The sequence below is a fragment of the bacterium SCSIO 12827 genome (genome assembly GCA_024397995.1).
Classification (GTDB): domain Bacteria; phylum Pseudomonadota; class Alphaproteobacteria; order Rhodospirillales; family Casp-alpha2; genus UBA1479.
This window is the reverse complement of the sequence record CP073746.1, coordinates 984,038-996,340: the sequence shown is the minus strand read 5'-3', so window position 1 is coordinate 996,340 and position 12,303 is coordinate 984,038. Positions and strand designations below refer to the sequence as shown.

At 64.3% G+C, this 12,303-nt stretch carries 14 protein-coding genes; 6 read left to right on the top strand and 8 right to left on the bottom strand.

Features of this window, described 5'->3' with window-relative positions:
• The first annotated feature begins 222 nt into the window (after positions 1 to 222).
• Positions 223 to 1,308 carry a YeeE/YedE family protein gene (locus KFF05_04710; protein ID UTW52671.1) on the top strand — a complete coding sequence of 362 codons (1,086 nt, stop codon included), beginning with the start codon at positions 223 to 225 and terminating at the stop codon, positions 1,306 to 1,308.
• A gap of 4 nt (positions 1,309 to 1,312) precedes the next feature.
• Here KFF05_04710 and KFF05_04705 read toward each other — a convergent pair whose 3' ends face one another.
• Positions 1,313 to 2,599, bottom strand: coding sequence for an MFS transporter (locus KFF05_04705; protein UTW52670.1), 1,287 nt, complete (start codon positions 2,597 to 2,599; stop codon positions 1,313 to 1,315).
• A gap of 80 nt (positions 2,600 to 2,679) precedes the next feature.
• Here KFF05_04705 and KFF05_04700 point away from each other — a divergent pair, with 80 nt between their 5' ends.
• Complete coding sequence (locus tag KFF05_04700) at positions 2,680 to 3,099, top strand: VOC family protein (GenBank protein UTW52669.1); 420 nt, start codon at positions 2,680 to 2,682, stop codon at positions 3,097 to 3,099.
• An 82-nt stretch (positions 3,100 to 3,181) separates the two neighbouring features.
• Here the strand turns inward: KFF05_04700 and KFF05_04695 are convergent, their stop codons facing one another.
• Both KFF05_04695 and KFF05_04690 read right to left on the bottom strand, forming a co-directional pair.
• The gene (locus tag KFF05_04695) at positions 3,182 to 3,460 is read right to left on the bottom strand and encodes a DUF1289 domain-containing protein (protein ID UTW52668.1); all 279 of its coding nucleotides are present in this window, start codon (positions 3,458 to 3,460) and stop codon (positions 3,182 to 3,184) included.
• A 27-nt stretch (positions 3,461 to 3,487) separates the two neighbouring features.
• Positions 3,488 to 4,375 carry a DMT family transporter gene (locus tag KFF05_04690; GenBank protein UTW53586.1) on the bottom strand — a complete coding sequence of 296 codons (888 nt, stop codon included), beginning with the start codon at positions 4,373 to 4,375 and terminating at the stop codon, positions 3,488 to 3,490.
• Positions 4,376 to 4,525: 150 nt separating this feature from the next.
• Between KFF05_04690 and KFF05_04685 the strand changes: the two genes are divergently transcribed.
• From KFF05_04685 to KFF05_04675, 3 genes are read left to right on the top strand one after another with little or no spacing between them, the layout of a single operon-like run.
• Positions 4,526 to 5,332: an N-formylglutamate amidohydrolase gene (locus KFF05_04685; GenBank protein UTW52667.1), complete on the top strand. Its 807-nt coding sequence runs from the start codon at positions 4,526 to 4,528 to the stop codon at positions 5,330 to 5,332.
• A gap of 1 nt (position 5,333) precedes the next feature.
• Complete coding sequence (locus KFF05_04680) at positions 5,334 to 6,479, top strand: carboxylate-amine ligase (GenBank protein UTW52666.1); 1,146 nt, start codon at positions 5,334 to 5,336, stop codon at positions 6,477 to 6,479.
• 3 nt (positions 6,480 to 6,482) lie between these two features.
• On the top strand, positions 6,483 to 6,911 hold the full coding sequence (locus KFF05_04675) for an NUDIX hydrolase (GenBank protein UTW52665.1): 429 nt from the start codon (positions 6,483 to 6,485) through the stop codon (positions 6,909 to 6,911).
• A gap of 18 nt (positions 6,912 to 6,929) precedes the next feature.
• Here the strand turns inward: KFF05_04675 and KFF05_04670 are convergent, their stop codons facing one another.
• A complete protein-coding gene (locus KFF05_04670; GenBank protein ID UTW52664.1) occupies positions 6,930 to 8,030 on the bottom strand; it encodes a response regulator in 1,101 nt (366 codons plus the stop codon).
• A gap of 194 nt (positions 8,031 to 8,224) precedes the next feature.
• On the opposite strand from KFF05_04670, the gene KFF05_04665 reads away from it, so the two are divergent.
• Positions 8,225 to 8,473: a DUF2312 domain-containing protein gene (locus tag KFF05_04665; GenBank protein UTW52663.1), complete on the top strand. Its 249-nt coding sequence runs from the start codon at positions 8,225 to 8,227 to the stop codon at positions 8,471 to 8,473.
• Between the two features lie 12 nt (positions 8,474 to 8,485).
• Here KFF05_04665 and KFF05_04660 read toward each other — a convergent pair whose 3' ends face one another.
• From KFF05_04660 to KFF05_04645, 4 genes are all read right to left on the bottom strand, one after another.
• Positions 8,486 to 9,751, bottom strand: a complete 1,266-nt coding sequence (locus KFF05_04660; GenBank protein ID UTW52662.1) for a class I SAM-dependent RNA methyltransferase — start codon at positions 9,749 to 9,751, stop codon at positions 8,486 to 8,488.
• A gap of 91 nt (positions 9,752 to 9,842) precedes the next feature.
• Positions 9,843 to 10,442 (bottom strand): membrane integrity-associated transporter subunit PqiC, encoded by a 600-nt coding sequence (locus KFF05_04655; GenBank protein UTW52661.1) that lies wholly within the window; start codon positions 10,440 to 10,442, stop codon positions 9,843 to 9,845.
• 2 nt (positions 10,443 to 10,444) lie between these two features.
• Positions 10,445 to 11,443: an MCE family protein gene (locus KFF05_04650; GenBank protein ID UTW52660.1), complete on the bottom strand. Its 999-nt coding sequence runs from the start codon at positions 11,441 to 11,443 to the stop codon at positions 10,445 to 10,447.
• A gap of 25 nt (positions 11,444 to 11,468) precedes the next feature.
• The gene (locus KFF05_04645; protein ID UTW52659.1) at positions 11,469 to 12,299 is read right to left on the bottom strand and encodes an ATP-binding cassette domain-containing protein; all 831 of its coding nucleotides are present in this window, start codon (positions 12,297 to 12,299) and stop codon (positions 11,469 to 11,471) included.
• Between the last annotated feature and the right edge of the window lie 4 nt (positions 12,300 to 12,303).

The window sequence follows — 12,303 nt, the reverse complement described above, 5'->3', positions numbered from 1 at the left end:
TCCGGCGACCCGCGGTTGTACCATGATGTGCCCAGGGGAAAACCCCGGATTCCCGGGATCGGCACGATCCAGCAATTGTACACAAATTGTGTGAAATATAATTAAATCACATATATTTTTGTGAATATAATTATTGATTCCCCCCTAAACGCTGTTTAAATACAGGGACCGGACGCGGCCCAAGGACCGATATTCGCCGGGAACACTCAGGAACGGCACGATATGGACTCGCTCGAACCCAGGTTTCTTCTTCTCGCCGGCGCGCTTGCGGTCGGCTTCATCTACGGCACCGTGGCGCGCGCCTCCGGGTTCTGCCTGCGCTCGGCCGTGATCGAGGTCATCGACCGGCGCCCGGCCCGTCAGGCCGCCGCCTGGGCCATCGCCCTGCCGCTGGCCATTCTGGGCACGCAGGTGCTGGCGCATTTCGGCGTGATCGACCTGAAGGACAGCATCTATCTCGGCACTTCGGTGACGTGGCTGGCGCTGATCGTCGGCGGCCTTTTGTTCGGGTTCGGCATGGTCATCACACGGGGCTGCGGCGGCCGCCATCTGGTTCTGGCGGCGGGCGGCAACCTGCGGGCCTGGGTCGTCATCACGGTCCTGGGCCTGACCGCCTATGCCACCCTGCGCGGCATCCTGGCCCTGCCCCGCACCTGGATCGAGGGTGCGGGCACGATCAGCCTGGGCGACACGCCGCAGGCCCTGCCGGTGCTGATCTCGGGCGCGGAGGGTGCGGGGGCGACCGCCCTGGTGATCGCCGCCGGCCTGATGGCCGCCGGTCTGTTCGCCGCCTTCCGCCTGCGCCATCAGCCGGGCGCCTTTGGCGGGATCGCCGCCGGTCTCGTCGTCGGCCTGCTGATTCCGGCATCCTGGTACGTCTCGGGCGTGCTCGGCTTCGACGACTTCAATCCGACCCGCCCGGTCAGCCTGACCTTCACCGCCCCCATGGGCGACGCGCTGCAATTCCTCATGACCTATACGGGCACGGCCGCCGACTTCGGCATTACCGCCATCGCGGGGACCCTGGCCGGGGCCTTCGCCTGGGCCGCGGCGACCCGGTCGCTCAAGGCAGAGGGTTTCGATTCTCCGGGCCATATGGGCCGCTACGTGCTGGGCGCCGCCATGATGGGTTTCGGCGGCGTGCTGGCCCTGGGCTGCACCATCGGCGCCGGCCTGTCGGGCATGAGCACCCTGTCCCTCGGCAGCCTGATCGCCCTGGCGTCGATCGTCACCGGCGGCGCCGTCGGCCATCATGTGAAGACCCGCATCGTCGGCGGCCGGGCGCCCAAGATCGTTCCCGCCGAATAGGCGCCTAATCCGCCCCGCCGGATGCCTTCGCCGTCTCCGGCAGCATCAATCCCGACAGCACGGCGACGACGCCCCCGATCAACAACAGGCTGAGCCCGCTTTGATAGGCGGCGGCGTCATAGACCCGGGCCCCGTCCACCATGTTGCCGTGCCAATTCAGATCCAGGGCCCAGCCGACCAGGGGCTGGAACACGGCGATGGCGAACATGATCCCTGTGTTGACGATGCCGAGGGTCACGCTTTCCTGGCCCGCGAACCGTTCGTGGGTGGTGGTGAACACCAGCACCACGGCCCCCGTGGCAAGACCCTGAAGAAACAGCAGTCCATGCAGCACCGCCGAACCATGGCCGGGCACCAGGATGAGGACGGCGAAACAGGCGAGTGACACCAGATTGGCGCAGACGAAGGGCACTTTCCGCCCGCCCAGGCGTTGCCCGATCCAGCCGAGCAGCGGCGAGCCGACAACCCAGCCGACGGCGTTGAGGGACACCGCCACCGCCGCCTGTCCGCGGGTCATGCCGTGGACCTGAACCAGCCAGGGCACGGCCCACAGGCCGCCGAACGCCAGCATCACCGACATGTTGCCCGACCCGGCGCCCGTCAGGATCCAAAGATCGCGCTGCGCCAATACGGCGCGAAACCCGACAAGCAGGCCGCCCCGGCCGGGGCTGAGCGGACGCAGCCCCGGCGCCCTTGGCCGGGGCAGGCGCAAGGCCAGAATGGCGCCGATCCCCGCCGCCAGCGCCACCGCCCCGGTCACCAGCATGGCGGGCCGCCATCCGGCGGCCTCGACCGCCCAGGCCAGCGGCACCTGACCGACGACGGCGCCGGCGACCCCCGCGCCCACGGTCAGGCCGCTAAGCAGGGCAAACCGGCTTGGCGGAAACCATACGGCCGCGAGATTGAGCGCGACGACGAAGGTCGCGCCGCCGCCGATGCCGATCAGCAGCCTTCCGGCGAAGGCACCCGGCACGGTCTCGGCCTGGGAGAACACGAAACATCCGGCGGCGATCAGCAACGCCGACAACACCATGATCCGGCGCGAGCCGTAGGCGTCGACGATCAGCCCCGCGGGCACCTGAAAGACGGCATAGGAATAGAAATAGATCGCCGACAGGTTGCCCAGCAGGGCGCCGCCCACGGCGAATTCCCGCATCAGGGTATCGACCATGACGCCGGGCGCGACCCGCTGAAAATGCACAAAGCTGAACAGGAAGGTGCCCAGACCCCAGATAAACCAGGGCAGAAGACGGTGCAGCGGATGGGGGGGATCGGAATCCGTCGGGGTCACGGCTGGGGCTCTTGGATTTGCGTGTTGGAATCTGTTAGACCAACTCTACACCGCCAGGACATTCAGGGAGAAACAGGCAAATGAGATACCTGCATACGATGGTGCGGATATCCGACGTGGACGCCAGCTTGCGCTTTTACTGCGACCTTCTGGGCCTCAAGGAAGTGCGCCGCTCGGACCGGCCCGAACACGGCTATATGCTGATCTTCGTCGCGGCCGAAGAAAACCCCGATTCCCAGATCGAGCTGACCTACAACTACGACCCCGAGGAATATTCGGGCGGACGCAATTTCGGCCACCTTGCCTTCAACGTGAAAGACATCTACGCGACCTGCCAGCGCCTGCAGGACGGCGGCGTGACCATCAACCGTCCGCCGCGCGACGGGCGCATGGCCTTCGTCCGCTCACCGGACGGCATCTCCATCGAGCTGCTGCAGGAAGGCGAAGCCCTGGCCCCGGCCGAACCCTGGGCGTCCATGGAGAATACGGGAAGCTGGTAGCCGCAAATCCCGAGCGAACCAGCCGGTTCGCGACGGAGATTTGCGTGAAACCGGAACACGGCCGATACGCCGGACCGGCGGTTCAGTCCGCCGCCAGCATCGGCCCCCGGCCGCGGTCGGTCAGGGACGTGGCGCCGCGGCGCTCGGCCAATCGCGCGAGAATTTCCAGGCGCTGATGGCGCATCAGGCGGGGCCATTGGGCGATTTCGTCCACGGTGCGCCAGCAGCCCTGGCAGAATCCCGTGGGTTCATCCACCACGCAGACGCTGATACAGGGGGAACAGATCAACTGTTCCAATAGGGCTTTATCGACGGGGGCTTCGGTCACGGTTTTGTCTCCTGCGCCCCCTTTCTCGCACATCGCCCCCGGGGACCGTCAAGGGCACCGTCAATTGCGGCTGCCGCCCCGGGCGACGACGACCCCGGCAACCACCACCGCCGCCCCCAGCCATTGCAGGGGGGCGAGCGGTTCATTCAGAAACACCCAGCCAAGCACGGCGGCGGCGATGACCTCCATGATCAGGCCGACCGAGGCGAAGGCCGTCGGCAGATGAGCCATGGCCATGGCGACCAGACCTTGGCCTGCAACATGGCTGATCAACGCCAGAGCCACCAGCATCACCCAACCGAAGACCGTGGCCGCCAGCATGCGGTCTTCCAACAGCAGGGCAAGAGGCAGCAACGCCGCCGCCGTGGCCAGAGTCGACCAGAACATCAAGGTACCTGTGCCGATCCCGGCCGTGCGCCGCAGCCGCCCCACCGTCACCATGTAGCCCGCCAGGAACAGACCCGTGATCAGGCCATAGACATCGCCCAACAGGCGGTCGGGCCGGAACGCGAAACTGTCACCCATCAACAACGCCGCCCCCGCCACCGCCAGGGCCGTGCCGGCCAGGAACAGGGGCCGCACCCGTTCACGAAACAGCACGAACAGGATCGCCGTGACATAGACCGGTGACAGGGTCGCCAGCAGGGTCGCGTTGGCGACCGCCGTGTTCATGATCGCCAAGTGCCAGAAAAACAGATCGCCCGCGAAGAACAGTCCGGCCAGGGCGAGCATCCCGTAATCGCGCCGCGCCAGGACGCGTGGCGCTGCGGCGTCGGTTCGCGTTTCCCAGCCCATGGCGAACCACAACACCGGCAAAGCCAGAAACACCCGGTAGAACGCCGAGGTTATGGGGCCAAGTTCGTTCAGGCGCACGAACAGGGTCGACGATCCTGCGAACAGGGCACCGATGACCAGCGCGGCCAGGATCCAACCAGCAGGGACTTTCATGGTTTGCCGGGAATCGGTCACGCAGGATGTTCCTTCGCGGTCGCGGGTGAGGTGCCGGCACTATTGCCGTGACGGCGCGGTCTGTCCAGGGATGCCGCGCGGGCCGTACAAGAGACTCCCCCAACCGGGGCAGAACGCTATATTGGGGGCATGGATGCACCCGACCCCATCGAAGCGGGCCAACCACTGCTGGCCGCCGACGAAGCCCCCGCCGCGGAACGGATCAATGCCGGGGCAAGCAGCGCCCTTGTTCTGTCCTGCGACCATGCCAGCCGGCGTGTGCCCCGCGCGCTGGGTGACCTGGGCCTCAACCCGGAACATTTTGACCGCCACATCGCCTATGACATCGGCGCCGAAGGCGTGACCCGCCTGCTGGCCGAATCCCTGGACGCGACCGCCGTGTTGGCGGGCTATTCGCGCCTGGTCGTCGACCTCAACCGCCCGCCGGGCCATCCCACCAGCATGCCCGAGGTTTCGGACGAAACCCTGATTCCCGCCAACCAAGCACTGACCCCGGCCCAGATAACGGCCCGCCTGGAAGCCTTGTTCGAGCCCTATCACCAACTGCTGCGGCGCACGATGACCGATGTCTGGCTGCATCACCGGCCACCGGTGCTGTTTGCCGTGCACAGTTTTTCGCCCCGCTTCGGCGGCAGCCCCCGGCCCTGGGACGTGGGCGTGCTGTGGAACCACGACCAACGCCTCGCCCGGCCGCTGATCAAGGCCCTGCACGACCATGGCCTGGATGTCGGCGACAACCTGCCCTATTCGGGCAAGGACGTGGCCTATACCATCGATGCCCATGCCGGGGCCTGCGGCCTTGCCAACTGCGTCCTTGAAATCAATCAGGATCAGGTCGCGGACGACGCCGGGGTCCAGCGCTGGGCCGGCATTCTCACGGACGTCTTGACCGACATCCTGCGCGAGGACGACCTGTTCAAGGTGGAGTACTTCTAAGGTGGCGACTGCCGCCCCACCCTTCACCCTGGGAATCGAGGAGGAATACCTTCTCGTCGACAAAGAAACGCGGGCGGTCACGGACAAAGCCCCCGAAAGCCTGTTCGAGGAATGCGAGAAACGCCTGAAGGGCCGCGTCGCCCACGAATTCCTGTCGTCCCAAATTGAGGTCAACACCAGCGTCTGCACCGATATCACCCAGGCGCGGGCGGAATTGACGGAACTGCGCGCGACCGTCGCCGACGTCGCGGACGGCTACGGCCTGGCGCCGATCGCGGCCTCGACCCACCCGTTCTCCCTATGGGAATCCCAGCACCACACGGACCGCGCGCGCTACAACGAGATCGCCCGCGATATCCAGGCCCCGGCGCACCGGCTGATGATCTGCGGCATGCATGTCCATGTCGGGCTGGGCGATGACGATGAACTGCGCATCGATCTCTTGAACCAGATCAGTTACTTCCTGCCGCATCTGCTGGCGTTGTCGACCTCGTCGCCGTTCTGGCGGGGGCAGGATACGGGGCTGAAATCCTACCGGCTCAGCATCTTTGATGAATTGCCGCGCACGGGCCTGCCCAATCAGTTCCAGTCGTTCAGCGAATATCAGCGTCACGTCCAGGTTTTGATCGATGCCGGCCTGATCGAGGATGCGACCAAGCTGTGGTGGGATGTGCGGCCGAGCGGCCGATTCCCGACCCTGGAAATGCGCATCGCCGACGTCTGCCCCCTGATGGAGGACGCCTTGGCCATCGCGGCCCTGTTCACCTGCATCCTGCGCATGCTGTACCGCCTGAAATTGCAGAATCAGCGCTGGCGCATCTATTCGCCCATGCTGCTGGAGGAAAACCGCTGGCGCGCCCAGCGTTACGGGCTGGACGAAGGCCTGGTCGATTTCGGCAAGGGCGCCGTCGTGCCCTTCGGCCTGCTGCTTGACGAGATCACGGGTCTGATCGCCGAGGATGCGGAGGCCCTGGGCTGCACCGCCCAGATTACCCATCTGAAAACCATCCGTGAGCGCGGCACCGGCGCCCATCGCCAGCTTGCCGTCCATGCCGAAGCCCTCGCCGCCGGCGCAACCCCTGACGCGGCCCTGGCCGCCGTGGTCGACCGTCTGATCCTCGAGACCACCCAAGTGCCGGAAGCCTGACCCATGCTGACGCCCCGCCCCGTCGAACAATCCTGCGTCGTCCCCTATCGGACGATTGGAACCAGGATCGAATTCGCTCTCATCACATCGCGCAACACGGGACGCTGGATCGTACCCAAGGGCACGGTTGAGCCGAACATGACCGCTGCCGCCTCGGCGGCCAAGGAAGCGCTTGAGGAAGCGGGACTTTTGGGGAAAACGGGCGACCAGCCCCTGGGGGAATATTTCTATTCCAAGTTCGGGCGGATCTATCGGGTGGAGATCTTTCCCTTCTTCGTCACCGAGCAGCTTGATAACTGGGACGAGAAGCACTTCCGCAAGCGCGAATGGGTCGGCGCGGAGGACGCCCTGTCCCGGATTACGGAAACAGCGGTACAGGACGCCATCCGCCATTTGACGGAAACAAGCCCTCGGGCCGACAATCCACAGTAATGCGCGGCAAGCCGGGCGTCAGCCGCCGGCCTGCTGCTTCATTTCCTCGATGGCCGCCTTGCGGGCCTTTTCCTGCTTTTCGATGCCTTCGCGCAGCGCCGCGATCAACTGCTTGCCGATCTCACCGCCATCGCCCGCGATCTTTTCACGCAGCACCGCCCGCATGGCGTCGACATGGGCCTTGACGATTTCCACCTGGGCGTCGTCCTCCCGGCAACCGTCACGGGTCGAATCAAACAGCATTTTGCCGAACACCGAAATCAGCGGATAACCGAAGGTTCCGCCCTGTCCGCGCAGTTCCAGCGCGACCTGGTTGATTTCCACGAACTGCTGGGTGCGTCGGCCCGGTTCCAGCAATGCCTGAGTACACAGGTCCGACAGGCGGCCCAGGTAATCCTGCGCCCATTTGGTAAAGTCGAGGGTCGCGCGCTCCAGCTTCTTTTCCGCCTCTTCGATGAGCGCCGTCGGCATCTCACCGCGCTCCATCGGGTTGATCTTACCGCCGGCGCATTTCTCCCGCAGGTAATTGGTCGGCTTGAACAGGAAGACGTCGCTGTCGGACTTCGGTTTGGTCATTTTTTCCGCCGAATAGACGACCGTGCAATCCTCTTCCGTCTTTTCACGCCGTTCATTATCGTCCGGCGGCGGGTCCTTCTTGCGCCGGCGGTCTGGCCCGAAATAGTTCTGGGTCATCACGAATTGGCGCGGGAAGTCGATGACCTCCAGCAGTTTCTTGTAGATGGTTTCGCCGGAAAACGGCTTGGCGAGGAATTCCGTTGCCCCCAGATCGCGGGCCGACCCCACATAATCCTGGTCGGCCGCCCCCGACAGCATGATGAAGGGCACCATGCGGTTCGGCGTTTCCTTGGCCGACCGGCACCAGCGGCACAACAGCAACCCATTGATCGGCGCCATCACCAGATCGGCGATGATCAGGTCCGGGCCAGGATTCTTCGCCTGCTTCAGCAACTTCAGGCTTTCGATGGCTTCCTGACCGTTTTTAAGGAGCGTGATGCGCTCGAATCCGAATTGCCGCAGCACATCCTCCAGGGTGCGCCGGACAAAAGCATTATCCTCACACACCATTACGGATACGCGGTCGAATTTATAAACCGCCACTTTTTTTGACCCCTTACTAGGATGTTCCCTTAATCATACATGCATAAAGGAAAATCTGAACATATCTGGTGTTAAAAAAGCATCACCCCGTTATCCCCGCTTTTCAACCGCTTGCCCGGACAGAGCCGGGTACTTATGGTGCGCGCACATTCCATGATCCCCAAATCCCAAGGACAGCCCAAGGACACCCAAGCATGAGCGAAAGCGAAATCGGCGGCGCCGCCAGCGAGCGCCTGAAAGCCCTTATCGACCGGATCGAACGTCTGGAAGAGGAAAAGAAAGCCCTCGCGGAAGACATCAAGGAAGTCTATTCCGAAGCCAAGTCCGCCGGGTTCGACGTCAAGGTGATGCGTCAGCTCATCCGCCTGCGTAAAATGGATGAAAGCGACCGCAACGAAATGGAAGAAGTCCTGACCATCTACATGCGCGCCGTCGGCATGTAGGAACCGGGGGCGTCAGCCGCCGCGCGTCAGCACCGCCACGCATTCCAGGTGGTGAGAATAGGGGAATTGATCCACGGGCAGAACCGGCCCCGGATCGAACCCGCCGTCAACCAGCACCCGGACATCCCGCGCGAAGGTCTGTGGGTTGCAGGACACCATGATCACGCGGCGCACGCCCGGCGCCAGGACGATCTGTTCGACTTGGCGCAACGCCCCCGCCCGGGGCGGGTCCAGGATCACCGTATCGATATCCTTCAATTCACCGGGTAGCAGCGGCCGCGCCGCCAGGTCCCGCGTTTCCGTGGTCACCCGCCCGCCCAGGCCGGACCGGCCCGCGCCGGTGCTGAGCGCACGCATCAGCGCGGCATCACCATCGACCGCATGAACCCGGCACATCTTGGCCAGACCGAAGGTGAACGTGCCGGCGCCGGCATAAAGCTCGGCGATGCGCGTGGCCCCTTCGGCGCCAGCCAGAATCGCATTGCGCAGGATTTCCTCGCCGGCCGTCGTCGGCTGCATGAAGCCGCCCGGCGGCAGTTCCACCACGGCGGGACCGAATTCGGCGGCGACTGGCGTGATATGCGCGATCGGCTCGACGATCCCCGCCCCGTCGCGCCAGGAAATACGTGCCGCGTTCGACCGGCGCGCGAAATCGGCCAGGGCCTCGCGCGCCGCCAGATCGGGTTCGCGATCGCGTTCGACCACCAGATCAAGCGCCCCACCCTCGGGGCCTTCCGTACGGGCGACGGCCAGACGCGCCCGTTCCCCCGTTTGCAGCATCGCCACCACCAGATCGCGCAGCAGGGGCAGCAGCGCGTTGATGTCCGGCAATAGCAGAGGACAGGCGTCGATATCGACGATCCGGTGCCCCCGCCGTTCGGCGAAACCGATAACCACGCCCTTGTCCGTGCGTTCCGCCTGGAACGTGACACGGCGGCGGGCATCCCTGGGCACGGATGCAAGGTCCAGGACATCGAGCATCAGGCCCCGCCGGGACAAGGCCTGAATCAGGATGCCGCTTTTCCATTCAATGTAATGCGCATCCGTCAGGTGTTGCACCGCGCAGCCGCCGCAGATTTCGAAATGGCGGCAGAATGCCTCCCCCCGGGGCGCCTTGGTGACGAAGGACCGCACGCGGGCCTCGAATCCATCGCCCCGAGGCGGACCGATCTCAACGTCGATCTCGTCACCCGGAACGGTGAAAGGAATGAACAGGCGGCGTCCGTCGGCGGTGTCCGCCACGCCGTCGCCCTGTGCCGCCAGGGCGGTGATGGTCACACGGGCCGGTTCCTTGAACTGAACCGCGCGGGCATGGCCGCGGCGGCTGCCGGAACGCCCGCCGGCGCGTCCCCGGCGGGTCCGATGGGCGTCAGATTTGCGCGGCAATGTCGTTAACGAAGGCCTTGAAGATCTCGCGGGCGGCCGCGCTGAATCCCTTGACCAGGGCCGTCAAGCCATCGTCCTTGGGTGTGAATTCACGGGTATAGGTCTTGGCGACCAGCACCGTGCCGTCGTTGACCCGGCGCAACACAAGGTTCATCTCGATGACGCCGGCGTTCGATCCGTCGATCACCCTCTCCAGCTTCTCCACCCGGCCGGTGACCGCGAAGTCGGGCCGAGCCCGCATTTCCGGCGTCACTACCGTGCCGGCGATGCCGGCGGCGCGCAGGTAGCTGACCAGTTCGGCCTGCAGCAAAACCCCCGGCGCTTCGTTCCAGAAATGATAGTGATAGGCCTGAAGCTGATGCGGGTTGTCGGCGCGGCGATAGACGATGGAACGCTGCGTCAATTCGCCGGCGGCAAGCAGACGGTCAACCTCAAGCACGCCCGCCATCAATCGCTTGCCCGGTGCTTCCGGCGGCGTGACCTCAAGCCGGTAGAAATGGTTTTCCGGCACCGTGGCGTTGCCGCCGCAAGCCGTCAGGACGGCAACCAATGCCAGCGCGGATAATCGTCGGATCATGGCCATCCTCATTTCGCCTGTGCCTCATCGGTGACCGGCTTGCTGTTCAGCAGCAGACCGGGGCTTTGTCTGATCTGGCGTGAGAATTCCAACATATTGCGCGACATGCCTTCCAGGTTTTCGTTGATGGCGTCAATGCGACGGGCGACGCTTTCGACCACATAGCGGGCGTCCTTGATGGTACGCCGCAGGTCACCGTCGTTCTTGCCGACCATGTCGGTCAGGGTCGTCATCAGCTTGTCGCCGTTGGCCATGGCGGCACGGGCGTCCTTGGTCGCACCGTTCAGATTGGCGATCGTCTCCTCGATCAGCTTGCGGTTCGCCGGGGTGGCGGCGGCCTTCAGCTCGCCGCTGAACGACTTCACGTCCGACGCGATCAGTTCCATGTTGTCGATGACCACGGGAACGCGGCGGCTGACGTCGGCGACCAACTGCGATGCCTCGTTGATCATTTCCTTGAGGTCGCCGGCCAGGGCCTCGCCGTGATTGTCCAGAAGCTTGTTGGCGTTGTTCACCGCCCGTTGAACGCTGGCCAGAAGGGGCTCGATGCTGTTGTCGCTGAGCCCGCCCAGCTTTTCCGCGACACCCGACACGACGGCGAACAGATCGCCGCCTTCAACCGCCGCGACTTCCGATCCCGGCGCCAAGGCATCGGGGCTGGCACCGGCGGAAATGCTCAGCGTCACCGCCGCGAGCAGGCCAGGTGCCGCAATCGCCACCTTGCTGTCCTTGGGGATTTTCCAGCCTTCGTTGATCTCGAAATCGACACGGAATCGCATGCCGCCCTTGGACGGCTCCGGTGTCACCGTCTCGACCTGACCGATGGGGTAGCCTTCGTAAACGACCTGGGTTCCGAATTTCACGCCGGTGACGTTCGAATAATAAGCGTGGTAGGCGTCCGTCGCCCCCGTGCGGCCCGTCAGCACGGACAATGCGACGATCAACCCGGCGATCATGGCCAGAACGAAGGTGCCGACCAGCAGATAGTTTATCTTGTTGCTTCTCACGTCTTCGCTCTCACCGTGTCGGTTTTCAAAGGGGTCGGTAGGCGGGCTGTTCGCCCGTCAGTCGATTCAGGTAGGCATCCGCGTCCATGGTGTCGTCCTCGGCCACCCGGTTCAACAGGTTCTGGATGCGTTGCGACGGGTCGGCACGCAGCTCGTCCGGCGTGCCGATGAACAGAATTTCGCCGCGATCCAGAATGGTGATGCGATCAGCGATCTTGAACGCGCTTTCCAGTTCATGGGTAACCACGACCACGGTCATACCCAGGGCGTCGCGCAGCAGCAGGATCAGATCGTCCAGCGCCGAGGCGACGACCGGATCCAGCCCCGCCGACGGTTCGTCGCAGAACAGGATTTTGGGGTCCATGACGATGGCGCGGGCAAAGGCCGCGCGCTTGATCATGCCGCCGGACAGTTCCGACGGCATCAGGTTTTCGAACCCGCCCAGGCTGACCACTTCCAATTTCATGCGGGCCATGATTTCCATGGTCTTTCGGTCAAGGCCCGTATGTTCGAACAGCGGCAACATGACGTTTTCGCCCACGGTCATGGACGAGAACAGGGCCCCGCCCTGAAACGCCACGCCAAGCTTCTGGCGCAGTTCGACCAATTCGACCCCCGACAGCTTGTCGATGTCTTCGCCCAGGATGCGCATGGTTCCGGAGGTATGGTGTTCCAACGCCATCAGATGGCGCAAAAGTGTGCTTTTCCCGGACCCGGACCCGCCCATGATAACCATCACCTCATCGGCATGGACGTCCATCGAAATGCCCTTGAGGATCATGCGGTCGCCGTAATGGGTGACCAGATCGCGAACCTCGATCACGTTGCGGGGCGTCGATGCGGTGCTGTCGGTCATGGCC